This is a genomic window from Streptomyces seoulensis (genome assembly GCF_022846655.1).
Taxonomy (GTDB): Bacteria; Actinomycetota; Actinomycetes; order Streptomycetales; family Streptomycetaceae; genus Streptomyces.
This window is the reverse complement of the sequence record NZ_AP025667.1, coordinates 5,877,255-5,900,729: the sequence shown is the minus strand read 5'-3', so window position 1 is coordinate 5,900,729 and position 23,475 is coordinate 5,877,255. Positions and strand designations below refer to the sequence as shown.

Genomic DNA, 23,475 nt, shown 5'->3' with positions numbered 1-23,475 from the left:
CTGTAGCCCTGTTTTTGAACGTGTTCAACCAAGAGAGGTGAGGCCCGGATCTCAAGCCCTGCGGGCGAGTTCGGGGCGCTTGGTGTAGTCGGTGAAGCCGAAGATGTTGCCCCAGGGGTCGGCGAACTCGACGGTCCGCCCGGTCGCCGTCGACATCGCCTCGTCCAGCGGCTCGAAGCCGCCCTCCGCCATCCGCCGCGCCGCCGCCCGCGCGTCCGGCACCTCCAGCCACAGGCGTGGCGAGGGCCAGGAGGGCGGCCGGTGCCCGAGCCCCTCCTCGAACCGCAACAGGATGCCGGGCGTCTCCCCGCCCACCCTCAGCAGCGCGATCCCGCCCTCGTCGAACCGGAACCCCACGGTGAAACCGGCCCGCTCGTAGAACCCGACGGCCTCCCCGACATCCCCTACGGGCAGCACCGCGTTGTCGAACCCCAGCAGCTCATGCGCTTCGTCGTCTGACATTCCGTCAGGCTAGGGGGGTCTCCCGGCCCAGCGGGGCGGGCCGCCCGTACAGGGGTTGCTTGATCACTCGTTGAGCCGAGACGGCGCGGCGGATCACATCCCGCTCAGCGACCGCGCGTAGGCGACCTGAGCCATGACCGCCTGGAAGGCGTCCTGTCGGTGGGCCGGGATCATCGTGGAGTGGTGCCGGCCCGCGCTGGTCACACTGACCTGGATGTAGCCCGTGGTCTTCTTCTCCTTCATCAGGAGGAAGAACAGTCCCAGCAGGCAGAAGATGAAGAAGACGATCGCCAGCACGATGGCGTGCGACGGGATCTTCTCCTCGGTGTGGGAGAGGTCGGTGGCGTTCCAGACCGCGCCCCGCAGGGGCAACGTCCCCGCCGGGGTGATGATCTGGTCGCCGACCACCGTGATATCCCCGAGAGCCAGCAGCGGGGCTCCCGGAGGGGCGGTCTGCTGCGGGAAGCCGTACCCGGCGGGCTGCTGCGGCGGCGGATACGCCGGGTAGCCGTAGCCGGGCGTCGCCGGGGGCTGCCCGGGGCCCCACTGCGGGGTCTCGCCGGGCTGCGGGTACGGCTTGTTCATGCTGGTGGCCCCCTGTGTCACGCGATGTCCTGGCGGAGCCCATCCTGCCAGCCCGGTTGCGACGGCACGGAAAGAATCAAGGACGCTGTGGGCGCCCCGCCTCGATGATCGCGGCCGCGTCCAGGGTTACCTTCGCGCCGATGGAGTCGGGGAGGACGACGAGTTCGCCAGGGGTGTGGGGCCGATGGCTCTCGTAGGTGTCCCCCACGGGGCGGGAGAGCACGTGCAGTCGTTCGTGCTTCCGGTCCACGATGACGTACACCGGAACCTTCGCCTCGGCGTAGGCGGCGACCTTGGTGCGCAGGTCGGTGCGGTAGTTGCTGGAGGTGACCTCCACGACGAGGCGGAAGCACACGGGGGCGTAGCAGTTGTTGCCCACGTAGTGGTCCCGGTAGTCGCTGTCGACCAGGGAGACGTCGGGGATCGCGTAGTCGTCGGCGCCCGTCGGCAGCCAGAGGCCGATGCCCGCCACGATCTTGGACTCGGTTCCGTGAAGACCGGCGGACGCGAAGGGCAGCATCACATCGGTCATGGCGACACCGTGCGGACCGTCAGGAGGCGGGGACACGAGGAGCTGGCCTCCGATGATCTCGACGCGGTAGCCCGGATTACGTTCCATGAGCCGGTTGGCTTCCGCGATCAGCGCGCTCTCGCCGTGAGGCTGCTCGACGGCTGCTGCGGACATGAGGTGCCTCCCAGGGACCGGTGCCGAGAGCATCATCGTAGGCCGCGCCGTCCCCCTACGTCCCGAACGATCCCCTTCACCCGAAGGTGTCTCCGGACGACGAAGGGCCCCGTTCCGGAAACCGGAACGGGGCCCTCGCGGGTCGGTCTCAGAAGCGGCGCGTGATCAGGGCGCGCTTGACTTCCTGGATCGCCTTCGTGACCTCGATACCGCGCGGGCAGGCGTCCGTGCAGTTGAAGGTCGTGCGGCAGCGCCACACGCCGTCGCGGTCGTTGAGGATCTCCAGGCGCTGCTCACCGGCATCGTCGCGCGAGTCGAAGATGAAGCGGTGCGCGTTCACGATCGCGGCCGGGCCGAAGTACTGGCCGTCGTTCCAGAACACCGGGCACGACGAGGTGCACGCGGCGCACAGGATGCACTTCGTGGTGTCGTCGAAGCGCTCGCGGTCCTCCGCCGACTGCAGCCGCTCACGGGTCGGCTCGTTGGTGTCGTTGGTGACCAGGAACGGCATGACGTCCCGGTACGCCTGGAAGAACGGGTCCATGTCGACCACGAGGTCCTTGAGCGCGGTCAGGCCCTTGATGGGCTCGACCGTGATCGGCTTCTCGGGGTTGACGTCCTTGATCAGCGTCTTGCAGGCCAGACGGTTCTTGCCGTTGATCCGCATCGCGTCGGACCCGCAGATGCCGTGGGCGCAGGAACGGCGGAAGGTCAGCGTGCCGTCGAGGTCCCACTTGATCTTGTTGAGCCCGTCGAGGACGCGCTCCTTGGGGTCCATCTCCAACTGGAAGTCTTCCCAGTGGACCTCCGCCGAGACCTCCGGGTTGAACCGGCGGATGCGCAGGGTGACCGTGATGTAGGGGGACGCCGCGGAGTCCGCCTCCACCTTGTCCAGAACAGGGGTAGCCATCAGTACTTACGCTCCATCGGCTGGTAGCGGGTCTGGACGACCGGCTTGTAGTCGAGACGCACGGTCTCCGAGCCGTCGTCGCCCACCTCGCGGTACGCCATCGTGTGGCGCATGAAGTTGACGTCGTCGCGGTTCGGGTAGTCCTCGCGGTAGTGACCGCCGCGGGACTCCTTGCGGGCCAGTGCGGAGATTGCCATGACCTCGGCCAGCTCCAGCAGGTTGCCCAGCTCGATGGCCTCCAGCAGGTCGGTGTTGAACCGCTTGCCCTTGTCCTGGATCGACACGTTGAGGTACCGCTCGCGCAGCTCGGCGATCTTCTCGACCGCCGTCTTGATCGTCTGCTCGGTGCGGAACACCATGACGTTGGCGTCCATGGTCTCCTGCAGCTCCCGGCGGATGTCGGCCACCCGCTCGGTGCCCGTGGCGTCCCGCAGTCGCTCGATCTGCGCGACGACCATCGCCTCGGGGTTCTCCGGCAGCTCGACGAAGTCCACGGTGTGGGCGTAGTCGGCGGCGGCGATGCCCGCGCGGCGGCCGAACACGTTGATGTCCAGCAGCGAGTTGGTGCCCAGGCGGTTGGCGCCGTGCACGGAGACACAGGCGACCTCGCCGGCCGCGTACAGACCCGGCACGACGGTGGTGTTGTCCGACAGGACCTCACCCTCGACGTTGGTCGGGATGCCGCCCATGGCGTAGTGCGCGGTGGGCTGGATCGGGATCGGGTCCGTGTAGGGCTCGATACCGAGGTAGGTCCGCGCGAACTCCGTGATGTCGGGCAGCTTGGCGTCGAGCTGCTCCGGCGGGAGGTGCGTGAGGTCGAGGTAGACGTGGTCGCCCTCGGGACCGCAGCCGCGGCCCTCACGGATCTCCGTGTAGATGGAGCGCGAGACGACGTCACGGGACGCGAGGTCCTTCATGACCGGCGCGTACTTCTCCATGAAGCGCTCGCCGTCCTTGTTGCGGAGGATGCCGCCCTCACCGCGGGCGCCCTCCGTCAGCAGGATGCCCATGCGCCAGATGCCGGTCGGGTGGAACTGGAAGAACTCCATGTCCTCCAGCGGGATGCCCCGGCGGAAGCACGCGGCCTGGCCGTCACCGGTCAGGGTGTGCGCGTTGGAGGTCACCTTGAAGAACTTGCCGGTGCCGCCGGACGCGTAGATCACGGACTTCGCCTGGAAGACGTGGATCTCGCCGGTGGCCAGCTCGTACGCGATCACACCGGAGGACGTCTTGACGCCGTCGACCTCGGTGATGAGCTGGTCCAGCACGTAGAACTCGTTGAAGAACTCCACGCCCTCCTTGACGCAGTTCTGGTACAGCGTCTGGAGGATCATGTGGCCGGTGCGGTCGGCCGCGTAGCAGGACCGGCGGACCGGGGCCTCGCCGTGGTTGCGGGAGTGACCGCCGAAGCGCCGCTGGTCGATGGTGCCGTTGGGTGTCCGGTTGAACGGCAGGCCCATCTTCTCCAGGTCGAGGACCGCGTCGATGGCCTCCTTCGCCAGGATCTCGGCGGCGTCCTGGTCGACCAGGTAGTCACCGCCCTTGACCGTGTCGAAGGTGTGCCACTCCCAGTTGTCCTCCTCCACGTTCGCCAGCGCGGCGGCCATGCCGCCCTGCGCGGCGCCCGTGTGGGAGCGGGTGGGGTAGAGCTTGGTCAGCACGGCGGTGCGGCTGCGCTTCGTGGACTCGATGGCCGCGCGCATGCCCGCGCCACCGGCGCCGACGATGACGGTGTCGTACTTGTGGATCTTCATGATTCTCGCAGCCCCGCCTAGCGGATGTTCGGGTCGAAGGTGAAGATCACCAGCGTGCCCAGCAGGATGGTGAACACCGTGGCCGTGTAGAGCAGGCCCTTGAGCCACAGGCGGGTGTTCACGCGCTCCGCGTAGTCGTTGATGACCGTGCGCAGGCCGTTGGCGCCGTGGAGCATCGCCAGCCACAGCATCAGCAGGTCCCAGACCTGCCAGAACGGGGACGCCCAGCGGCCGGCCACGAAGGCGAAGCCGATCTTGGAGACGCCGCCGTCCAGCACGAGCTGGATCAGCAGGTGGCCGAGGACCAGGACGACCAGCACGACGCCGGACAGGCGCATGAAGAGCCAGGCGGCCATCTCGAAGTTGCCCCGCGTGGACTTCGGGGTCTTCTTGGTGCGGGTGCGCGCGCGGGGCGCGTCGAGGGACAGCGCGTAGGCGTCCTCGGCGGCGTCCGCGGAGGAGCCCGTCAGGTTGATCTCAGAGGTGGACATCGGCGTCAGCTCCCGAACAGGACACGAGCGGCGTGGCCGAGGACCGGGTACAGGGCACCGGCCATCAGGATGATCCAGACGCCGAGGACGCTCCACAGCATCTGCTTCTGGTAGCGCGGGCCCTTCGACCAGAAGTCGACGGCGATGACGCGCAGACCGTTGAGCGCGTGGAAGAGGATTGCGGCCACGAGGCCGTACTCCAGCAGCGCGACGATCGGGGTCTTGTACGTGGCTACGACCTTGTCGTAGTCCTCGGGGGAGACACGCACGAGGGCGGTGTCCAGCACGTGAACGAACAGGAAGAAGAAGATGAGGACGCCGGTGACTCGATGAGCCACCCAGGACCACATACCTTCCCGGCCGCGGTACAGCGTTCCAGCCGGCACGGAAGAACCCTCCGGATGCGGGGACTAGGGCCGCGCCGGCTTCACTGTCGGTCGGGCCCGGCCGGGTACGGTCCACCGGCCCTCAGCATCGTATCCATGAGGCGCGGTGCGGCTGACGGGGGGCCTGTTTCGGGTGATCCGGCCCGTTCCGTGATTCCCGCTTCGGCGCATCCGGGCGGGTTCGTCCGCTATACGCCCGGCCGGGGCGCGTAGTGGCTGGTCGCGCGGGTGCCCATGGAGCCCAGATGGGCCGCGAGGCGGTGCCTGGCCAGACCCCGGAGTTCCTCGGCGGCGACCACCCGCTCGTCCTCGGGATCGTTCGCCAATCGTGACCGGATGCCTTCCAGGACGCGGTCGAGTGCTTCCTCGGGGGTGGCGCCGCCCGGCGCGATGACGAACACATGGCCGAAGCGGGCCTCGTAGGCGGCGTGTGCCGCGCTCAGGGCCGTGTGGGCCGCCGAGTAGGTGTCCTCGGGCAGCTCGGGCAGGGACTCGCTCGCCAGGGCGTCGGCCAGGTCGACGGGCCGCAGGTCGTAGGCCGCCTCGTCCGCCGCCGCCAGCAGGGCGCCCAGGTCGGGATAGGGGCGGTGCTCGGCGAGCCGGTGCGCCCAGCGGGCGTTGCGCAGACAGCGCAGGAGCAGCGCGCGGGCCTCCTCGGCAGGCGCCAGATTGAAGGCGTCCAGCGGGGTGGGGAGATACGGCGAACGGTGCGCAGGCAGCGTGGGTCCTCGCGTCACTGGATGCGGCATGGGGGGAGCCATGGTGGCAGGGGCGGCAGGGGGAGCTGTGAAGGATGTGCCGACACGTTATCGAGAGTGGTCACTGTGTGTCCGACGGATGCCCGAATTTCACTCGGACGGGAGAGTTTCAGAGCGGCTCGATGACGAAAGATCGGCGTTTCGGTCGTACGTTGGGAGGGTGAGCCAGCACAGACACCGTGCTACGGCGCGGCAGGTCAAACGGAAGCGGGCCATCATGGCCGCCGCGGTCGTCGGGACCGTGGTGACCGGGGTGGGCGTCGGAGTGTGGGCATCATCCGGAGGCGGTGGTTCCGGTGGAGGCTCGGACGCGGGCGCGGTCGGTGCCTCCCGGCAGGCCGACCCGCCGACCCCGTCGCCGAGCCGCTCGTACCCGATGTCCCAGGCGCCGAAGACGATCCCGGCCGTGCGCGACCACACGTCGGCGCGCGGGCCCGGCTGGAAGCCGCGGGACGGCGCACGGGTGGTGGTGACCGACCCGGCGCTGGCCGACGAGGGCAAGCTCATAGCCGGTGAGCTGGGCCTCGACTACGGCGGCGAGAAGAACGACACCCGGGCCGGCGACGTCCGGCTCGGCCTGGGCGGGAGCGGCAACCCGGAGTCGTACACCATGACCGTGCGCGACGGCCGCGTCGACATCACGGGGCCCGCCGACGCGGGCGTCTTCTACGGCACCCGGACCCTGAAACAAGAGGTCCACGGCGGCGGCACCGCCCCCGAGGGCGTCGTCAAGGACGAGCCCGCCAAGCCCTCGCGCGGCTTCATGCTGGACATCGCGCGCAAACCGTTCTCCGAGACCTGGATCGAGGACCGGATACGCGAGCTGGGCGACCTGAAGTACAACGAGCTGGGCCTGCACTTCTCCGACGACCAGGCGTTCCGCATCCAGTCCACCAGCCACCCCGAGATCGTCTCCAAGGACCACCTCACCAAGGCGCAGGTCAAGAAGATCGTCGACCTGGCCGCCGCCCGGCACATCCAGATCGTGCCCGAGATCGACTCGCCGGGGCACCTGGGCGCCGTCATCGCCGCCCACCCCGATCTCCAGCTCCGCAACGTCAACGGCAAGGCCACGCGCGGCGCGATCGACATCTCCAAGCCCGAGTCCGCGAAGATCGTCGACGATCTGCTCGACGAGTACGCGGACCTCTTCCCGGGCGACAAGTGGAACCTGGGCGGCGACGAGTACCAGGCGCTGGTCGTCTCCGACCCCGAGGCGTCCTACCCGCAGCTCGCCGCGGCCGCCCGTGACGCCTACGGCGCGAACGGCAACGTCGCCGACCTCACCACCGGCTGGCTGAACGGCCGAGCGGACACCATCCGGGCCCACGACCGCACCATGCGGGCGTGGAACGACGGCTTCCTGCGCGACTCCACGATCCAGCCCGCCAAGGACATCCAGGTCGCCTACTGGACCGGCAAGGAGATCGGCGCCCGGCCCCCGGTGGACTACCTGAGCGCGGGCCGCGAGGTCTACAACTACAACGACGAGTACCTGTACTACGTCCTCGGCGAGCCGAACGACTTCACCTACCCGACCGGCCAGCGGATCTACCAGCAGTGGACCCCGCGCGTGATCCGGGGCACGAGCGCGGTCCCGGCGCGGTACGACGGTCAGATCCCCGGCGGTTCCTTCGCCGTGTGGTGCGACTTCCCGAATGCGCAGACCGAGAGCCAGGTCGCGTCCGGCATCCGGATGCCGCTGCGGGCCACGGTGCAGAAGCTCTGGGACTCGGGTCAACCACCGCTGTCCTGGCCGCAGTTCAAGGAGCTGTCGAACAAGCTGGGCTGAGTGGACGGAATGTGGGCGTAACACGTAAGTTTCCGTGTTCGCTCGTGTGTACGCGGCTCTGGGGAGGGCCGCGTACGCCGTTTCAGCCGTACCGGGGGGGAACACCGCCATGATCTGCGCCAGTTGCCACAGCACCGAGGCCGTCACCGGGGAGACGCGGTGCGCCCGCTGCGCGCCGGCCGACTCCTTCGCGCCCTTCGTGCCGCCGGGGCCGCCGCTGCGTTCGCCGGTCGGGCTGGGGCGGGCCACGGCCGTGCTGCTCGGGCTGGTCGCGGTCGGTGACGTGGCCGCGCTCTGGGTCGACTGGCGGCTGCCGTCCGACCTGACCGTGGCGGTCGTCAGCGGCACGCAGGTGGCCCTGCTGGTCGCCACCGCGGTCGTGTACCTGTGCTGGCTGTGGCGGGTGCGGCACAACGCCGACGTGTTCGACGGGAGTTCGCAGAGTCTGGGGCGCTGGTGGGCGATCGCCGGCTGGTTCGTCCCCATCGTGAACTTCTGGTTCCCGCGCCGGATCGTCCTCGAGGCATGGGACGCCAGCGCACCGCAGGGCCGGCCGGCCGGGCACGCGCTGGTCAACCTGTGGTGGACGCTGTGGGTGGCCGATCTGCTCGCCGACCGGTTGCTGCGCGGCGGGGGCGGGGTGGGGGCGCTCGCCCTGGCCGACTCCCTCGACCTTCTCGCCGCGGTCCTCGCCGCCGTGGTCGTCCTGAAGCTGACCCGGATGCAGCACGAGAAGGCGCTTGGGGGGCCGTTGCTGCCGAGCGCCGCTCTTGGCTGAAAAACGGTGACTGTGACACTCCGGGCCCGTCGCACGCAGTAAGGGGAAATGCGGGCTCCGTACAGGCGGTGCCCAGGCGAGGGAGGAATTCCATGAGCCTGGTGGAACTGATCGCACAGGCCGACGCACGCGGGCTTGCCGCGAGCGGGCTGGCTTGTTCGGATCGGTGCGTGTCCTTGCTCGTCGAGGACGACGAGTTGCTGCGCCCGCTGTGGGCGCATCTCGTGGACGACTCCGACTGGTCCGAGAGCCTGCTGAAGGCGTGCGCCGCGCTCGGCCCGGCGGACCCCGGCGAGGACGAGGCGGCGGGGCTGGCCCGCGAGATGCTGGCGTCGGCCCCGGCCGAGCGGACCGGTGAGGCGCTGCGGGCGTGGGCCGACGCCTGCTCGCTGGCCTCCCTGCGCGTCCACCGCCTGCTGGACCCCGGCGACCCCGCCGAGCCGTCCGAGGGCGCGGCGACGGCCGAGGACGACGAGGCGGTCCGGGGCGAGGACGGCGCGGACGAGGCGCCGCCGCTGGTCGCCGCCGAGCTGGGCCGGCAGCTCGTCGTCCTGCAACTCCTCGCCGAGCACGGCCCGCAGGGGCTGCGGCGCGCCCTGGACGTGTCCGGGGAGGGGCGCCGGGTGCTGCGCGCGGTGGTGTCGCGGAGGGCGCGCGGACGCGGCTGAGCGGCCGCAGGAGGTTCAAACCCGATCTCGGGGCGGGTTCTGTGTCCGTCCTGGGAGTGCCGTGGGGCGGTCCTGCGCCGGTTGCCGGAAGAGGCGCCGAACCCTGTTACGCGAGGCCGGTCAGGACCGCTTTTCCTTATGTGACGACCCAGTTTGCGACAGCGCAGTACGTGACAGCACAGACGGAGCACCGCCCCTCCGCCGCGGCGCGGCCCGTGCGGTGGGCCGCGGACATGGTGGCCACCATGCGCGAGGGCGCCCGTCTCCGCCTCGACTACTCGCCCCAGAGCCTGTGGCGGGTGGACCGGGTGATCGAGGAGATACGCCGCGACCGCCCCCCGCTGGAGGCGGTCGAACGCGCCCTGCGCGGCTTCGGCGCCTACGCGGGCGAGGTGGTGGTCCGCCAGACCGGCGGCGAGTGGTGGGCCACGGGCGAGGACCACTGGGTCCGCACCCCGGACGGCCGCCTCTGGGACCCGGTGGAGGAGGCCCGCCGGGCGTTCGGTGGGCACGGGTCGCTGCGGTTGTTGTGCCGGGAGGCGGCGGGGACGCACTGACGGCCGGGCCGCGCGTCCCCTTCATCCGTGGCGCTCAGCCGAGGCGACGGCCGGGGCCGCCACCCCCCACAGGAGAGACCCCGGCCGTCGCGTCGCGGGCCGCTGGGCGGTCCGTGTCTTGTTCTGCGCCGTGGGCGCGTCATGTGTCACACCTGGGCCGTGTCACGAGTCAGTTGCATCTTCCACAGACATGGACGAGCAGCGGTTTCAGGCCGTAACGTGCCTTTCGCGCCGACCGAGGACGGGCGTAAAGGGAGTGCGGTGCAGGGGGACGACGCGGAGTTGACGGCCGCGGTGCGCGCGGCCCAGGCGGGGGACGAGACCGCGTTCCGCACGGTGTACCGCGCGGTGCATCCACGCATGCTCGGCTATGTACGCACGCTGGTCGGTGACTTGGACGCCGAGGACGTCACGTCCGAGGCGTGGCTGCAGATCGCGCGCGACCTCGACCGGTTCGACGGCGACGCCGACCGGTTCCGGGGCTGGGCCGCGCGGATAGCCCGCAACCGCGCCCTGGACCACATACGCATGCGCGGCCGCCGCCCCCTGATAGGCGGCGACGAGACCGAACTGACCGGCCGGGCGGCCGAGTCGGACACCGCCGGTGAGGCCATGGAGGCCCTGAGCACCGACGGCACCCTCTCGCTCATCGCCCGGCTCCCGCAGGACCAGGCCGAGGCCGTCGTGCTGCGCGTGGTGGTCGGGCTGGACGCCAAGACCGCCGCCGAGACGCTCGGCAAGCGCGCGGGCGCCGTCCGCACCGCCGCGCACCGGGGTCTGAAGCGGCTCGCCGAACTGCTCGGCGCCGACCAGGAATCGGCGGGAGGGCTCGACGCGCTCCCGCCTCAGCGAACGCCGCGCGGTGGCGCGGTGAGGTCCGTGAGTGTGACGCATACGCGTACGCGGACGCAGAAGGACATGTGATGGCCGACGAGCACGACAAGTGGCTGGACGGCGAGGCGTCGGAACGTCTGCTGCGCGGTGAGCCGTTGGAAGCCGTCGACGCCGACGCCCGGCTCCGGGCGGACCGGCTCGCGGGACTGCTCGGCACCCTGGCCGCCCAGGCGGCGCCCGCTTTCGGTGAACTCCCCGGCGAGAAGGCCGCATTGGCCGCCTTCCGGGAGGCGCGCGTGTCCGTCCCCGCCGAGAAGGCGTACGGCTACGGCGCCGACGCCGGTGTGATCCGTATCGGCGCCCCCGCCCCGGCCCGCCGCTCCCGCTGGGGCCGCCCGGTCCGGCTGGGACTCGCCGCCGCGCTGGCCGCCGGCACGCTGGGCGGGGTCGCGGTGGCCGCGGGCAGCGGGGTGCTGCCCGGCCCGTTCCGCCACGGCACCCCCCGGCCCGGCGCCTCCGTCTCCGCCGCCGCGACCCCGGCCCGGCCCGGTGACCCGTCGTCCCCGGCGCCCTCGCCGGGCACCACGGACACCCCGGACGTGACTCCCCGCGCACCGGCCCCGGACGACTCCCGTGCCGAGGCCGGAGGCGGGGACACGGACGAGGGCACCGCCCGCGCGGACCGGCCCGGTCCCGGCGAGCCCTCCCGCCGGCCCGGCACCCGCTGGTGGGCGGCCACGCTGGCCTGCCGTGACCTGCGGGGCGGACGCGAACCGGAGCCCGGGAACAGGCGGGCCCTGGAGGGCCTGGCGGGTGGCCCGACGCGGGTCAAGGCGTACTGCCGGGCCGTGCTCGCGGCGGTCGAGGCGGACGCCTCCGGTCACGTACGAGACCGTGACCACCGGGGTGCGGACAGCGGGATCGGCGGCGGCAAGGGCGACTCGCGGGGCGAGGGCCGGCACGACGGCGGTCAGGGCGACGGCGGTCAGGACGACGGCCGGAGCGGCGACGGCGGCCGGGGCGGCGACGGCGGTCACGTGCTGCGCCCCCGGACCCACCTGAACCTTCCCTCGGTTCGTCAGATCCCCTCTGACCTGCGACTTTGTCACTTCCGAAAATTTGTTTCGGAAAGGTGTGACGTTTCTGGAGCCGGCGGCGCAGTACTGAGTGAGCCGACTGGTCATCGGCCGTCGCACTGAGCCGGGGTTCCCCCCGTACCTCAAGGCTCGTGCACACGGCGCGGGCGGGACACGTTCCCCCGGTCCCGCCCGCGCCCTCCCTCGTCAGCGGTACACCACGACCCGGTCGCCGTTGCGTACCTGGGCGAAGAGCGCCGCGATCGCCGTCTCGTCCCGGACGTTCACGCAGCCGTGCGAACCGCCCGCGTAGCCGCGCGCCGCGAAGTCGTACGAGTAGTGGATCGCCTGGCCGCCGCTGAAGAACATGGCGTACGGCATCGGGGAGTCGTAGAGCGTCGACACATGGTGCCGGGACTTCCAGTAGATGCTGAACACACCCTCGCGGGTGGGGGTGTACTGCGAGCCGAAGCGGACCGAGACGGTGGTGAGCGTACGGCCGTCGATCATCCAGCGCAGGGTGCGGCTGGACTTGCTCACGCACAGGACGCGGCCGGTCAGACAGCGCGGGTCGGGCGCGGCGGCGGGCTGGCCGCCCATCAGATACAGCTCCCACCTGCCCGGCCGGTGCGTCATCGCCAGCAGCCGCTGCCAGGTGACGGTGTCCGTCCGCCCGGTCCTCGGCAGCCCGCGCTTGCCCTGGAACCCGCTGACGGCCTTCTCGGTGAGGTCGTCGTACTCCCCGGTCGGCCCGTCGTACAGCCACTGCACCTGACGCAGCCGGGCCTGCAGCTCCCGCACCCCCGTCCCGCTGTCCCCGCGTGAGAACAGCGCGCGCGTGCCCGTGGCGGGCGCCGGGGTGTGCGGGCCGGTGGACGGCGTGTCGAAGTGGACGGGGTAGCGCGGCTTCCCGTCGGCCCCCTCGGGAGGCGGCTTGCATCCCCCGAGCGCCACGGCGAGGGCGGCGGCCGAGGCGAGCAGGGCGGCGGTTCTCCCCGGAATCCTCATGCCGGGGATGCTTCCCCCGCGCGCCCGCCGCTGAACAAGAGGGCATCGTGGGAGGGAAGCGAACTCCTCCCGGAGGCGGCGATGGCGCGTGAGTCGGAGTCGGGGACGCCGGTCGAGCCCGTGTACGGACCCGAGGCGCTGGCGGGCTGGCGGCCCGAGGTCCAGCTCGGTGAGCCGGGGCACTACCCGTACACCCGTGGCGTGTACCCGACGATGTACACCGGCCGCCCCTGGACCATGCGGCAGTACGCCGGTTTCGGCACCGCCGCCGAGTCCAACGCCCGCTACCGGGAGCTGATCGCCCACGGGGTCACCGGGCTGTCGGTCGCCTTCGACCTGCCCACCCAGATGGGGTACGACTCCGACGCGCCGCTCGCGCGGGGCGAGGTGGGCCGGGTCGGGGTGGCGGTGGACTCGATCGAGGACATGCGGGAGCTGTTCGACGGCATCCCGCTGGACGGGGTCTCGACCTCGATGACGATCAACGCCCCGGCGGCCGTGCTGCTGCTCCTCTACCAGTTGGTGGCCGAGGAGCGGGGAACACCGGGCGACAGGCTGACCGGCACCGTGCAGAACGACGTGCTCAAGGAGTACATCGCGCGCGGCACCTACATCTTCCCGCCCCGCCCCTCGCTGCGGCTGACCGCCGACCTCTTCGCGTACTGCGCGCGCGAGCTGCCCCGCTGGAACACCATCTCCATCTCCGGCTACCACATGGCGGAGGCGGGTGCCTCGCCCGCGCAGGAGATCGCGTTCACGCTGGCGGACGCGGTCGCCTACGTCCGCACCGCGCTCGCGGCCGGCATGGACGTGGACGACTTCGCGCCGCGCCTGTCCTTCTTCTTCGTGGCGCGTACGACCCTGCTGGAGGAGGTCGCCAAGTTCCGTGCCGCGCGCCGGATGTGGGCCCGGATCATGCGCGAGGAGTTCGGGGCGCGCGACCCGAGGTCGTGGATGCTGCGCTTCCACACCCAGACGGCGGGCGTCCAGCTCACCGCGCAGCAGCCGGAGGTGAACCTCGTCCGGGTCGCCGTCCAGGCGCTCGCCGCGGTCCTCGGCGGTACCCAGTCGCTGCACACCAACGCCTTCGACGAGGCCATCGCGCTGCCCACCGACAAGAGCGCCCGCCTGGCCCTGCGCACCCAGCAGGTCCTGGCCCACGAGACCGACGTGACCGCGACCGTCGACCCCTTCGCCGGTTCGTACGCGGTGGAGCGGCTCACCGACGACGTGGAGCGGGCCGCGCTGGAACTGCTGCGCTGGGTCGAGGACCTCGGCGGGGCGGAGGCGGCCATCGAACTCGGCTACCAGAAGGGCGAGATCGAGCGGAACGCGTACCGGATCGCCCGCGAGACCGAGTCCGGCGAGCGGGTGGTGGTCGGCGTGAACCGCTTCCGGCTGGACGAGGAGGAGCCGTACACCCCGCTCCGCGTCGACCCCGGCCTGGAGGCCCGCCAGTGCGAGCGCCTGGCCCGGCTACGCGCCGAGCGGGACGGCCGCGCAGTCGACGCGGCCTTGGCCGACCTCCGCGAGGCCGCCGAGGGCACGGCCGACGTCCTCCCGCCGATGAAACGCGCCCTCCGCGCCCGAGCGACCCTGGGGGAGGTCTGCGACACCCTGCGCTCGGTGTGGGGGACGTATCAGCCACCGGACGCCCGCTGAACCCTCCGGCGACTCCGTGCGACACTCGCTCTCATGTTCGGCGTCATCGATCTACCCGCCTACCTCGCGGGACTCGTGCTCATCGTGTTGTTGCCGGGGCCAAACTCCCTGTACGTGCTGTCCGTCGCCGCCCGGAAGGGCATCAGGCCGGGGTACACGGCGGCCGCCGGGGTGTGGTGCGGGGACACCGTGCTGATGACGTTGTCCGCGGCCGGGGTGGCCTCGCTGCTCCAGGCCAACGCCGTGCTGTTCGGGATCGTGAAGTACGCCGGGGCCGGTTATCTGACCTGGCTGGCGATCGGGATGCTGCGGGCCGCCTGGCAGATGTGGCGCACCCGGCGCTCGCCGGTGGTGGCCGAGGCCGCCGCCGAGGAGGAGCCGGAGGCCGAGCGGCCGTTCCGGCGTGCCCTGGTGGTCAGCCTGTTCAACCCCAAGGCGATCCTGTTCTTCGTGGCCTTCTTCGTCCAGTTCGTGGACCCGGCCTACGCCTATCCCGCGCTGTCCTTCATCGTCCTCGGCGCCTTCGCCCAGGCCGCCAGCTTCTTGTACCTCACCGCCCTGATCTTCAGCGGTACCCGCCTGGCCGCCGCGTTCCGCCGCCGCAGGCGGCTCTCGGCGACGGCCACCTCGGCGGCCGGGGTGCTCTTCCTCGGCTTCGCGGTGAAGCTGTCGCTGGCCGCGGGCTAGTTCAGCCCAGGCCGACACGGCGGGCGTATTCACCGAGTCCCTCGGCCGAGTCGCCCGCCCAGCCGACGTAGCCGTCGGGGCGGATCAGGAAGATGCCGGGGCCGTACGCGGCGGGCAGGGAGCGTGTGCCGGGGAGTTCGGCGCCCAGCAGGGTCCAGTGCGGGCCCCGGAAGGCGTCGAAGAGGCGGACGCCGTCCACCGTGCCGTCCGGGGCGCGGTCGCCCGCGCGTATCTCCGTAGGCTCCGGCCGGGTGTCCTCGCTCAGGGTCGACTCCCGATATCCCAGGTCGAGTTGGACCGTCGCCTTTCCCCGCTGGACCTCGCCCCGGTGCACCCCCGTGGAGAGGTCCAGCATGGCGGCGGCGTTGGCGCGGCGCTCCTCCTCGTAGGTGTCGAGCAGGGCGTCCGGGGCGCCGTCGCGCAGCACCGCGCCCAGCTTCCAGCCCAGGTTGTAGGCGTCCTGGACGCTGGTGTTCAGTCCCTGCCCGCCCGCCGGGGAGTGGACGTGGGCCGCGTCCCCGGCGAGGAACACCCGCCCCACCCGGAACCGGTCCGCGAGCGCCGCCCTCGGCCGGAACTCCGACGCCCAGCGCACCTCGGTGACGTCCTCCGGGTCGAGGTGGGTGTACGCGCCGACCAGCTTGCGCAGGCCCTCCAGGGACAGGTCCGCGGTCCCGCCCTCGGGCAGGCGCGCGGCCAACTGGAAGTCGTCCGTACCGGCCAGCGGGCACAGCATCAGACCGGTGCCGTCCTCGCCGGGGAACGTGTGCCAGTACTCCCGGCCGAGCCCGCGCACCCGCACGTCCGCGACCAGGAACGGGCTCGGGTCGACCGTCTCCCCGGTCATGCCGACGCCCACCGCGCGCCGCACCGCCGAGCGGCCCCCGTCGGCCGCCACCACGTACCGCGCGCGCAGCGTCGTACCGTCCGCGAACCGCGCCGTCACGCCCTCGGCGCCCTGCTCCAGCCCGGTCAGCTCGCGGCCGAAGGCGACCCGGCCGCCCAGCTCGGTCAGCCGGGCGTGCAGTACCTCCTGGGTGCGCCACTGGGCGACCATCAGCGGGTCGGTGTACGGGGCGCCCTCGGTCGGCTCCACCGGCTCGAACATCGGGCGGACACCGGCCTGTTCACCGTCCCGCCAGAGCATCCGGGGCGGGTACGGGCCACCGGCCGCGCGGATCGCGTCGAGCACGCCGAGGTCGTGGAAGACCTCCTGGGTGCGCGGCTGGATGCCCTTGCCGCGCGAGCCGGGGAACAGGGTGTCCGCCCGCTCCACCACCAGCGCCGCCACCCCGCGCCGGGCGAGGTCCGCCCCGAGGGTCAGCCCGGTCGGACCGGCCCCCACCACCAGCACATCCACATCCATCGGGGCATTCATGGCATCTCTCCTTAACGCCGTTAAGTGCCGTCGCTCATGAGACTGCCCTTAACGTTGTTAAGCTGTCAAGCGTGAGTACGGAACGACGCGCCCCCCTGGACCGCCGCCGGGTCGCGGACACCGCGCTGCGGCTGCTGAACGAGACCGGCCTGGACGGGCTGACCCTGCGCGCCATCGCCAGGGAGCTGGACGTCAAGGCGCCCGCGCTGTACTGGCACTTCAAGGACAAGCAGGCGCTGCTGGACGAGATGGCGACCGAGATGTACCGCCGGATGACGGCCGGCGCGGTGCTCGACCCCGCCGACACCTGGCAGGAACGGCTGCTGGCGGCCTGCCGGGGTCTGCGCGCCGCGCTGACCGGCTACCGCGACGGAGCCAAGGTCTTCAGCGGCTCCCGCTTCACCGGCACCGAGCACGCCCCCGCGATGGAGTCCCACCTGCGCGTCCTCACCGGCGCCGGCTTCACCCTGGCCCAGGCCGTGCAGGCGATGCGCACGGCGAACATGTACACGATCGGCTTCGTCACCGAGGAGCAGGGCGTACGGCCGCTGCCGGGGGAGCGGCGCGAGGGGTACGACGTGGAGGAACGGGCCCGCCGCCTGGCCGAGTTCCCGCTCGCGGCCGAGGCCGGGAAGCTGCTCTTCGACGGCTACGACGAGCAGTTCGAGGACGGTCTGAAGCTGATCGTGGCCGGGATCGAGGCCGCGTACGGCATCCGGTAGCTCAACTCTTGAGCGCCCGCCGCAGCCGGGGCCCGAACGGCTTCTCCACGAACCGGTGCAGCAGCCACGCCAGCACCAGCATCCCCGCCACCGTCAGCCCGAGCGTCGGCCAGGGCGCGAGCCCCAGCCCCCGGTGCAGCACCCGGACGGCGAACCAGCCCAGGTGCTCGTGCACCAGGTAGAACGGGTACGTCAGCGCGCCCGCCGTCACCAGCCAGGGCCAGGACGCCCACCGGGTCCACCCCAGCGCCACGGCCGCCACCGAGGCGAAGGCCAGCGTGACCACCAGCACGATCACCTCGGGATGCCGGGTGAAGTCGGACTGTGCCCCCGGATGCCACAGCCCGCGCACGGCCGCGCTCTGTCCGAGCAGCCAGGACATCGCCACCAGGCCCCACGGCAGCGGACCGCTCCCGAAGCGGTGGACCAGGTAGAGCGCGAGCCCGCCGATGAAGAAGGGCGCGTACTCCGGCATCACCAGCGCGTCGGTGAGGGCGTTCCCGGCGGTGGTGGAGATGGCGGCGGCCAGCGTCCAGAGGCAGGCGAACAGCACCACGCGCCGGTAGGTGGCCCCGCGCCAGACCACGAACAGGGCGAACAGCGCGTAGAACCGGACCTCCGCCCACAGCGTCCAGCACACCCCCAGCACCCGTGAGGCGCCCATGGGCTGCTGGAGCATGGTCAGGTTGACCAGGAACTCGTCCGCCCGCACCGGGTGCACCACGACCGGCAGCACGAAGGCCGCCCCGGTCACCAGCACCAGCGCCACCCAGTACGCGGGGTACAGCCGGGCCACGCGGGAGCGGAAGAAGTCGCCGAGCGTGCGGCCCCAGCCGCTCATGCAGATGACGAAGCCGCTGATCACGAAGAAGAACTGCACGCCCAGACAGCCGTACGGGGCCACCTGTGAGAGCCGGGGGAAGACCTCGGACGGGCTCTGGTGCCAGGACTCCGAGATCGTGCCGCCGCGCCCGGCGTAGTGGTACAGGCACACCATCAGCGCGGCCACGAGCCGGAGCCCGTCCAGGGCGAGCAGCCGCCCCCGCGTCCCGGTGGCGACCGGCTGGGAGAGGCCGGCGGGCGGGGCCGGGGCGAGCGGCGGCGTGGCGGTCATGTGCGCAGTCCTTGGCGTGAGTCGGTCGGCAACAGGGGGTTCAACCGCGGGCTGCCCGGCGCAGGCCGCGCGCCCGGCGGGCCACCCGGCGGACGGTGGCGTTGCGCGGGATGAACGCGAGCTGCGCGGGCACCCCGCCGGGCAGCCCCAGCACGGTCAGCCGACGGCGCTTGAAGTAGCGCAGGGTGGCCGGGTCCAGGTGCCGGGCGAGGAAGCCCTCGACCTCGGCGCGCAGCCGGGGCAGTATTTTCGGCTGCATGGCGAAGCCCACCGCGCGTACCAGCTCGCCCAGTTCGGCGACCTCCCTCCCCCGCCGGCCCTCCGTGACCCCCGCCCGGTCGCCCAGGTCGGGCAGCAGCGCGTCGACCACGGTGACCGGGACCCGGTTGCTGTTCTCGTAGGGGGCCAGCCGCTCCAGCAGGGTGCCGGTGCCGACCCGCGCCACGGGCAGGCCGTACAGCGTGGCGGCGGTCAGCAGGGCGGTGGAGAAGCAGCCGACGACCAGCGCCGGGCGCATCCGCTGGTACAGCACCTCCGCCAGCACCGGGGTGTCCAGCACCGTGAGGTCGGCCCCGAGCCGCTCCGCCTCCTCCTCCAGGCTGCGCGCGTAGCGGGCCGGTGCGGTGGGATGCGGCTTGAACACCACGCGGGTGTGGCCCAGTTCGACCGCGCCGCGCAGCATCCGGACGTGCAGCGCCTCCTCCTCGTCCGGGGTGAGGATGTCCAGCGCGGACAGGTACTGGCCCAGCAGCAGTGCGGGTTCCTCGATCGCGGGCAACGCGTCACCCGTGGAGGCGAGTTCGGCCAGCACCTTGGTGAAGGCGGCCGACGGCACGATCTCGGCAGGGACCCCGAACTCGGTGAGCAGCAGCGGCTGAAGGCCCGGCACCAGGTCGAGGTGGAGCAGCCGGTCCACGCGGGTGCCGACCAGCGGGTCGATCTTGTTGCGGGTGGGGCCGTAGCTCATCAGGCCGTCGGCGTAGACCGTGACCGGGGCGCCGGTGAAGATCTGGGCGAGCGCCAGCGACGGGTTGACCTGGATCGACTCGACCGCCAACTCGACGTCGGCACTGCCCAGTTCCCACTCGTGGCGCAGGTACCGCTGCCACAGGGGCATGTCGTCCACGCGGGGCAGCCAGCCGCCGGGGTGGAAGGGGTGGATCGTCTCGTTGTACGACAGCACGTCGTCGAAGCGGTCGCGCAGCCGCTCGAAGCCGGGCATCTCGTCCAGCGGGGGCGTGGTCTCCGGGGTCGCCGCGTTGTTGCAGACCAGCAGGATTCGCCGGTCGGCGGGGGCGAAGCAGCCGGAGTCCAGGGCGGCGGCCAGCGTGGCCACGCCGTACAGCGTGGACGCCTGGAAGATCTGGGTGGTCATGCGGCGGCCCCGGCGGGGGAGGGGCGGCGGCGCAGCCGGCGTAGCCGGGTGGCGCGCTCCAGGTCCATGGAGTCCAGCGCCTCGTTCAGCACGTCCTGCGGCATGCGCCTGAGGGCGGCCGCGCTCAGGGATTTCAGTTTTCGCGCCACCGGGGGCTCGAACCTTTCGATGCTTCCCAGATGGTGGGAAATGATCGCGCAATAGGTGCGCACGGCTTTCGGCAGCAGTGCTTCCGCATCCCGGTCGGCGGCGGTCTCCGCTATGACCTGGTCGAACGCGCGCAGGAAATCGAGCTGACGGACATCACCGATCTGGGTCAGCGAGGAGGCGACCCCGCGCCGGTAGAAAACCCCGAGCAGTCCGACGACGGCGAACGACTCCGCCTCCCGGTGCAGCTTCCAGATCCACGGCCGGTCCTCCGCCGTGCGCAGCCCGTCCGTGAAGCGCAGCAGCCCCCGCTCCGCGAGGCGCCGGTGATAGATCCCGGCCCAGGCGTACGCGTAGTCCACCGAGGTCGACCGGTCGGCGGGCAGGATCGCCGCCCTCGGGTCCATCACGACACCCCGCCGGCCGTGCGGCACCCGGTGCACGGCCCGCGCCCGCGCGGTGCACTGCACATGGTCGGTGCGCAGGAAGTCGCAGCCCAACTCGTCGATGTGCGCGACCAGTTGGTCGTAGTAGCCGGGGGCGAGCCAGTCGTCGCCGTCGAGGAACGTCAGATACTCGCCCCGCGCCCGGTCGATACCGGTGTTGCGGGCGGTCGCCAGCCCGCCGTTGCGCTCGTGCCGGACCAGGACCGCGCCGGGCAGCTCGCGCCCGGCACGCTCGAGAATGCCCGGTGTCCCGTCGCGGGAACAGTCGTCCACGAGAATGAACTCGTAATCGTCCCGCGCGTTCGCACGAAGACTCCTCAATGTGTCCGGCGCGTATTGCTGCACGTTGTAGAACGGCACGATGACCGAGAGCTTGACCACGCCGAGGACGTTAGGGCGGGGCCCGGCATTCGGGTCGACGCTCGTCTTGATATCGGGTGAACGACGCGTGGCGAAGCAGTGAACCGGGCTTTCCCCGGCCCCGATCCGGGCCCGAATCCCCATTCGTCGATGTGCTGTTAACCGTTTGTTGCGTTCGGGTTGGGCGGGACCTCCAAAAGGCTTCCTAGCGTCTGCGGCGTGCCAGCAAGTGCAACGAAGTCCCCCCGGATCGCCGTCCTCGCCGATTCCGACACCCGGTGGAAGTGGGGCGCGCTCACCGCGCGCCGTATCGCTCCCGCCGCCGCCGGACGGCTCGACGGCTACCTCCTGCGGGGCCGGGCCACCCCGACGCCCCGCCAGCTCGCCGAGACCGGCGCCACCGCCGACTCGCTCCGCGAGGTCACCGGCGCGGAGTTCCTGCGCGCCATGACGGAGGAGTCCTACGACATCCTCGTCCTCGCGCTGGTCGGCGGCGGTGTGCAGGCGATGCTGCACGGCCTGCGGCACGCCTGGGGCGGCGGACGGCGCCCGGTGGTCGTCACCGGCTACGTCGGCGTCGTCTACGAGAAGCTCGCAGACGGCCTGCTGCTACGGCACGGCGCCGACCTCGTCCTCGCCAACTCGGCCGAGGACGCGGACCGGTTCCGGGCCGTGTACGAGGGGGTCGGCGCGGACGCCGGCGCGGTCACCGAGGTCGCGCTGCCGTTCCTCGGCGGGACGGCTTACGCGGGTGAACGGGCGCCCTGCACCGTGACGTTCGCGGCCCAGCCCTCCGTGCCCGAGAGCCGCGCCGACCGGACCTACCTGCTGGACCGGCTCATCGGGCACGCCCGGCGCCACCCCGAGCGCGAGGTGCTGCTCAAGCTGCGCTCCAAGCCCGGCGAACACACCACGCACATCGAGGAGCTGCCCTACCAGAAGCTCGTACGGGGGCGGGAGCTGCCCGCCAACCTCCGTCTGGTGTACGGGCACATGGGCGAGGTGCTGGACCGGACCGACCTGCTGGTCACCATCAGCTCCACCGCCGCCCTGGAGTCCCTGCACCGGCGCATCCCCACCGCCGTGCTGACCGACCTCGGGGTGCGCGAGGCGCTCGGCAACCACCACTTCCTCGGCTCCGGCTGCCTCACCTCCTGGGACCGCCTGGACGCCGGGCACCGCCCGGAACCGGACCCCGGCTGGCTGGAGCGGCAGGGCGTCGCCGCCGGGGAGGGCTCGTACGCCTCCGCCTTCGACGCCGCCCGCGCACGCATCGCCGCCCTGCTGGACCGGTCCGGCGTGCTGCTGCCGCTGAACCCCTACTACACCCCCGAGACCGCGCCCGGCTATCTGCCCGGCCTCCTCGCCCGCCACCACCTCGGCCCCGACGGTGCCCCGCTGCCCGGCACCCCCGCCGCCCGCGCGGAACCCGGCCCCGTCCGGCAGATCGTCCGCCGCGCCGCCCGCGGCGCCTACCGCCACGGCGTCCAGCGGGTCGCCCCGGTGATCCGGCGGATGGGCGAGCTGTGAACGCCCCGAACTCCCAAGTCTGCGACGCCTTTCGAGGAGCTGACCCCATGACCCACTGGCCCGCCGAACGAGGCGGCCCGCCCGGCCGGGTGCTCGCCGTGATCCCGGCGCGCGGCGGCTCCAAGGGTGTGCCCGCCAAGAACCTCGCCCCCGTGGGCGGCGTCCCGCTGGTGGCCCGCGCGGTGCGCGCCTGCCTGGCCGCCCCCGCCGTCACCGACGTCGTCGTCTCCACCGACGACGCGGCCGTGGCCACCGCGGCCCGCGCGGCCGGCGCCGAGGTCGTCACCCGGCCCGCCGCCATCGCCGGGGACACCGCCACCTCCGAGGCCGCCGTCCTGCACGCCCTCGACGCCTTCGAGGAGCGGGCCGGGGCAGCCGTCGACGTGGTGCTGCTCGTGCAGTGCACCAGCCCCTTCCTGCTCGCCGACGACATCGGCCGGGTCGCCGAGGCGGTCGCCCGTGACGGCGCGGACACCGCCGTCACCGTCGCCCCCTTCCACGGCTTCGTCTGGCGCGACGAAGCCCCCGACGACGCCGCCGAGCCCGGCGGCCATGGCGTCAACCACGACAAGGCCGTGCGCCCCCGCCGCCAGGACCGCCCGCAGGACCTGCTGGAGACCGGCGCCGCCTACGCCATGGACGCCACCGGCTTCCGCGCCCACGAGCACCGCTTCTTCGGCCGCACCGAGCTGGTCCGCACCGACCCGGCCCGCGTGCTGGAGATCGACGACCCGCACGACCTGGTCCGCGCCCGCGCCCTGGCCCCGCTGCTGGACACCGCCCCGGCGGGCGCGCTGCCCACGCTCGCCGACGTAGACGCGGTCGTCCTCGACTTCGACGGCACCCAGACCGACGACCGGGTGCTGATCGACACCGACGGACGGGAGTTCGTCTCGGTGCACCGGGGCGACGGGCTCGGCATCGCCGCGCTGCGCCGCGCCGGGCTGCCGACGCTGATCCTGTCCACCGAGCAGAACCCCGTCGTCGCCGCCCGCGCCCGCAAGCTGCGCCTTCCGGTGCTGCACGGCATCGACCGCAAGGACGTCGCCCTCAAACAGTGGTGCGAGGAACAGGGCATCGCCCCCGAGCGGGTGCTCTACGCCGGCAACGACGTCAACGACCTGCCCTGCCTCGCCCTCGTCGGCTGGCCCGTCGCGGTCGCCGACGCCCATGACGCCGTACGCGGCGCCGCCCGCGCCGTCACCACCGTCCCCGGTGGATACGGCGCCATCCGGGAGATCGCGGGCTGGCTCCTCGGGCCCTCCCTCGACACCCCTCCCGGTCCCCTCCCCACCTCCCCCGGCAAGTAA

At 72.0% G+C, this 23,475-nt stretch carries 24 protein-coding genes; 11 read left to right on the top strand and 13 right to left on the bottom strand.

The window, feature by feature from the left end:
• Positions 1-51: 51 nt before the first annotated feature.
• From HEK131_RS26985 to HEK131_RS26950, 8 genes are all read right to left on the bottom strand, one after another.
• Complete coding sequence (locus tag HEK131_RS26985) at positions 52-462, bottom strand: VOC family protein (RefSeq protein WP_244337392.1); 411 nt, start codon at positions 460-462, stop codon at positions 52-54.
• Between the two features lie 93 nt (positions 463-555).
• Positions 556-1,047, bottom strand: coding sequence for a hypothetical protein (locus HEK131_RS26980; protein WP_244337390.1), 492 nt, complete (start codon positions 1,045-1,047; stop codon positions 556-558).
• Positions 1,048-1,123: 76 nt separating this feature from the next.
• On the bottom strand, positions 1,124-1,732 hold the full coding sequence (locus HEK131_RS26975; protein WP_244337388.1) for a Uma2 family endonuclease: 609 nt from the start codon (positions 1,730-1,732) through the stop codon (positions 1,124-1,126).
• Positions 1,733-1,880: 148 nt separating this feature from the next.
• The gene (locus HEK131_RS26970; protein WP_217461101.1) at positions 1,881-2,642 is read right to left on the bottom strand and encodes a succinate dehydrogenase iron-sulfur subunit; all 762 of its coding nucleotides are present in this window, start codon (positions 2,640-2,642) and stop codon (positions 1,881-1,883) included.
• A complete protein-coding gene (gene sdhA, locus HEK131_RS26965; RefSeq protein WP_217461100.1) occupies positions 2,642-4,396 on the bottom strand; it encodes a succinate dehydrogenase flavoprotein subunit in 1,755 nt (584 codons plus the stop codon). Before sdhA ends, HEK131_RS26970 begins: the two co-directional genes overlap by 1 nt.
• 17 nt (positions 4,397-4,413) lie before the next feature.
• Positions 4,414-4,887, bottom strand: a complete 474-nt coding sequence (locus HEK131_RS26960) for a succinate dehydrogenase hydrophobic membrane anchor subunit (protein WP_217461099.1) — start codon at positions 4,885-4,887, stop codon at positions 4,414-4,416.
• Positions 4,888-4,892: 5 nt separating this feature from the next.
• Positions 4,893-5,273 carry a succinate dehydrogenase, cytochrome b556 subunit gene (gene sdhC, locus HEK131_RS26955; RefSeq protein WP_037774792.1) on the bottom strand — a complete coding sequence of 127 codons (381 nt, stop codon included), beginning with the start codon at positions 5,271-5,273 and terminating at the stop codon, positions 4,893-4,895.
• Between the two features lie 188 nt (positions 5,274-5,461).
• Positions 5,462-6,022: a 2-oxo-4-hydroxy-4-carboxy-5-ureidoimidazoline decarboxylase gene (locus HEK131_RS26950; protein ID WP_217461098.1), complete on the bottom strand. Its 561-nt coding sequence runs from the start codon at positions 6,020-6,022 to the stop codon at positions 5,462-5,464.
• 226 nt (positions 6,023-6,248) lie between these two features.
• Between HEK131_RS26950 and HEK131_RS26945 the strand changes: the two genes are divergently transcribed.
• From HEK131_RS26945 to HEK131_RS26920, 6 genes are all read left to right on the top strand, one after another.
• Positions 6,249-7,823, top strand: a complete 1,575-nt coding sequence (locus HEK131_RS26945; RefSeq protein ID WP_244452154.1) for a beta-N-acetylhexosaminidase — start codon at positions 6,249-6,251, stop codon at positions 7,821-7,823.
• A 109-nt stretch (positions 7,824-7,932) separates the two neighbouring features.
• Positions 7,933-8,601, top strand: a complete 669-nt coding sequence (locus HEK131_RS26940; protein ID WP_244337386.1) for a DUF4328 domain-containing protein — start codon at positions 7,933-7,935, stop codon at positions 8,599-8,601.
• A 92-nt stretch (positions 8,602-8,693) separates the two neighbouring features.
• Positions 8,694-9,269, top strand: a complete 576-nt coding sequence (locus HEK131_RS26935; RefSeq protein ID WP_244337384.1) for a hypothetical protein — start codon at positions 8,694-8,696, stop codon at positions 9,267-9,269.
• 170 nt (positions 9,270-9,439) lie between these two features.
• Positions 9,440-9,826, top strand: coding sequence for a hypothetical protein (locus HEK131_RS26930; RefSeq protein ID WP_217461094.1), 387 nt, complete (start codon positions 9,440-9,442; stop codon positions 9,824-9,826).
• Positions 9,827-10,087: 261 nt separating this feature from the next.
• Positions 10,088-10,750, top strand: coding sequence for an RNA polymerase sigma factor (locus tag HEK131_RS26925; RefSeq protein WP_244337382.1), 663 nt, complete (start codon positions 10,088-10,090; stop codon positions 10,748-10,750).
• A complete protein-coding gene (locus HEK131_RS26920) occupies positions 10,750-11,859 on the top strand; it encodes a hypothetical protein (protein ID WP_244337380.1) in 1,110 nt (369 codons plus the stop codon). The genes HEK131_RS26925 and HEK131_RS26920 overlap by 1 nt, the downstream gene beginning before the upstream one ends.
• Before the next feature lie 84 nt (positions 11,860-11,943).
• On the opposite strand, the gene HEK131_RS26915 is transcribed toward HEK131_RS26920, so the two are convergent.
• Positions 11,944-12,744 (bottom strand): L,D-transpeptidase family protein, encoded by an 801-nt coding sequence (locus HEK131_RS26915; RefSeq protein WP_217461091.1) that lies wholly within the window; start codon positions 12,742-12,744, stop codon positions 11,944-11,946.
• 81 nt (positions 12,745-12,825) lie between these two features.
• Here HEK131_RS26915 and HEK131_RS26910 point away from each other — a divergent pair, with 81 nt between their 5' ends.
• Together HEK131_RS26910 and leuE are read left to right on the top strand one after the other, a co-directional pair.
• Positions 12,826-14,406, top strand: a complete 1,581-nt coding sequence (locus HEK131_RS26910) for an acyl-CoA mutase large subunit family protein (RefSeq protein ID WP_244337377.1) — start codon at positions 12,826-12,828, stop codon at positions 14,404-14,406.
• A 33-nt stretch (positions 14,407-14,439) separates the two neighbouring features.
• Positions 14,440-15,093, top strand: coding sequence for a leucine efflux protein LeuE (leuE, locus tag HEK131_RS26905; protein WP_217461089.1), 654 nt, complete (start codon positions 14,440-14,442; stop codon positions 15,091-15,093).
• Between the two features lies 1 nt (position 15,094).
• On the opposite strand, the gene HEK131_RS26900 is transcribed toward leuE, so the two are convergent.
• On the bottom strand, positions 15,095-16,459 hold the full coding sequence (locus HEK131_RS26900) for an FAD-dependent monooxygenase (RefSeq protein ID WP_244452153.1): 1,365 nt from the start codon (positions 16,457-16,459) through the stop codon (positions 15,095-15,097).
• 83 nt (positions 16,460-16,542) lie between these two features.
• Between HEK131_RS26900 and HEK131_RS26895 the strand changes: the two genes are divergently transcribed.
• Complete coding sequence (locus tag HEK131_RS26895; RefSeq protein ID WP_244337373.1) at positions 16,543-17,193, top strand: TetR/AcrR family transcriptional regulator C-terminal domain-containing protein; 651 nt, start codon at positions 16,543-16,545, stop codon at positions 17,191-17,193.
• 1 nt (position 17,194) lies between these two features.
• Here the strand turns inward: HEK131_RS26895 and HEK131_RS26890 are convergent, their stop codons facing one another.
• From HEK131_RS26890 to HEK131_RS26880, 3 genes are read right to left on the bottom strand one after another with little or no spacing between them, the layout of a single operon-like run.
• Positions 17,195-18,307: an acyltransferase family protein gene (locus HEK131_RS26890; protein WP_244337368.1), complete on the bottom strand. Its 1,113-nt coding sequence runs from the start codon at positions 18,305-18,307 to the stop codon at positions 17,195-17,197.
• Positions 18,308-18,347: 40 nt separating this feature from the next.
• Positions 18,348-19,682 (bottom strand): alpha-2,8-polysialyltransferase family protein, encoded by a 1,335-nt coding sequence (locus tag HEK131_RS26885; RefSeq protein ID WP_244337366.1) that lies wholly within the window; start codon positions 19,680-19,682, stop codon positions 18,348-18,350.
• Positions 19,679-20,656 (bottom strand): glycosyltransferase family 2 protein, encoded by a 978-nt coding sequence (locus HEK131_RS26880; protein ID WP_244337364.1) that lies wholly within the window; start codon positions 20,654-20,656, stop codon positions 19,679-19,681. The genes HEK131_RS26885 and HEK131_RS26880 overlap by 4 nt, the downstream gene beginning before the upstream one ends.
• A gap of 198 nt (positions 20,657-20,854) precedes the next feature.
• Here HEK131_RS26880 and HEK131_RS26875 point away from each other — a divergent pair, with 198 nt between their 5' ends.
• Positions 20,855-22,165, top strand: a complete 1,311-nt coding sequence (locus HEK131_RS26875; protein WP_244337362.1) for a DUF6716 putative glycosyltransferase — start codon at positions 20,855-20,857, stop codon at positions 22,163-22,165.
• A 47-nt stretch (positions 22,166-22,212) separates the two neighbouring features.
• Positions 22,213-23,475: an acylneuraminate cytidylyltransferase gene (locus HEK131_RS26870; protein ID WP_244337360.1), complete on the top strand. Its 1,263-nt coding sequence runs from the start codon at positions 22,213-22,215 to the stop codon at positions 23,473-23,475.

What these genes read in the sequence shown, in the direction of transcription:
- HEK131_RS26985 (WP_244337392.1), bottom strand. Translation starts at nt 462, where the DNA reads ATGTCAGACGACGAAGCGCATGAGCTGCTGGGGTTCGACAACGCGGTG.
- HEK131_RS26980 (WP_244337390.1), bottom strand. Translation starts at nt 1,047, where the DNA reads ATGAACAAGCCGTACCCGCAGCCCGGCGAGACCCCGCAGTGGGGCCCC.
- HEK131_RS26975 (WP_244337388.1), bottom strand. Translation starts at nt 1,732, where the DNA reads ATGTCCGCAGCAGCCGTCGAGCAGCCTCACGGCGAGAGCGCGCTGATC.
- HEK131_RS26970 (WP_217461101.1), bottom strand. Translation starts at nt 2,642, where the DNA reads ATGGCTACCCCTGTTCTGGACAAGGTGGAGGCGGACTCCGCGGCGTCC.
- sdhA (WP_217461100.1), bottom strand. Translation starts at nt 4,396, where the DNA reads ATGAAGATCCACAAGTACGACACCGTCATCGTCGGCGCCGGTGGCGCG.
- HEK131_RS26960 (WP_217461099.1), bottom strand. Translation starts at nt 4,887, where the DNA reads ATGTCCACCTCTGAGATCAACCTGACGGGCTCCTCCGCGGACGCCGCC.
- HEK131_RS26950 (WP_217461098.1), bottom strand. Translation starts at nt 6,022, where the DNA reads ATGCCGCATCCAGTGACGCGAGGACCCACGCTGCCTGCGCACCGTTCG.
- HEK131_RS26945 (WP_244452154.1), top strand. Translation starts at nt 6,249, where the DNA reads ATGGCCGCCGCGGTCGTCGGGACCGTGGTGACCGGGGTGGGCGTCGGA.
- HEK131_RS26940 (WP_244337386.1), top strand. Translation starts at nt 7,933, where the DNA reads ATGATCTGCGCCAGTTGCCACAGCACCGAGGCCGTCACCGGGGAGACG.
- HEK131_RS26935 (WP_244337384.1), top strand. Translation starts at nt 8,694, where the DNA reads ATGAGCCTGGTGGAACTGATCGCACAGGCCGACGCACGCGGGCTTGCC.
- HEK131_RS26920 (WP_244337380.1), top strand. Translation starts at nt 10,750, where the DNA reads ATGGCCGACGAGCACGACAAGTGGCTGGACGGCGAGGCGTCGGAACGT.
- HEK131_RS26915 (WP_217461091.1), bottom strand. Translation starts at nt 12,744, where the DNA reads ATGAGGATTCCGGGGAGAACCGCCGCCCTGCTCGCCTCGGCCGCCGCC.
- HEK131_RS26910 (WP_244337377.1), top strand. Translation starts at nt 12,826, where the DNA reads ATGGCGCGTGAGTCGGAGTCGGGGACGCCGGTCGAGCCCGTGTACGGA.
- leuE (WP_217461089.1), top strand. Translation starts at nt 14,440, where the DNA reads ATGTTCGGCGTCATCGATCTACCCGCCTACCTCGCGGGACTCGTGCTC.
- HEK131_RS26900 (WP_244452153.1), bottom strand. Translation starts at nt 16,459, where the DNA reads ATGGATGTGGATGTGCTGGTGGTGGGGGCCGGTCCGACCGGGCTGACC.
- HEK131_RS26890 (WP_244337368.1), bottom strand. Translation starts at nt 18,307, where the DNA reads ATGACCGCCACGCCGCCGCTCGCCCCGGCCCCGCCCGCCGGCCTCTCC.
- HEK131_RS26885 (WP_244337366.1), bottom strand. Translation starts at nt 19,682, where the DNA reads ATGACCACCCAGATCTTCCAGGCGTCCACGCTGTACGGCGTGGCCACG.
- HEK131_RS26870 (WP_244337360.1), top strand. Translation starts at nt 22,213, where the DNA reads ATGACCCACTGGCCCGCCGAACGAGGCGGCCCGCCCGGCCGGGTGCTC.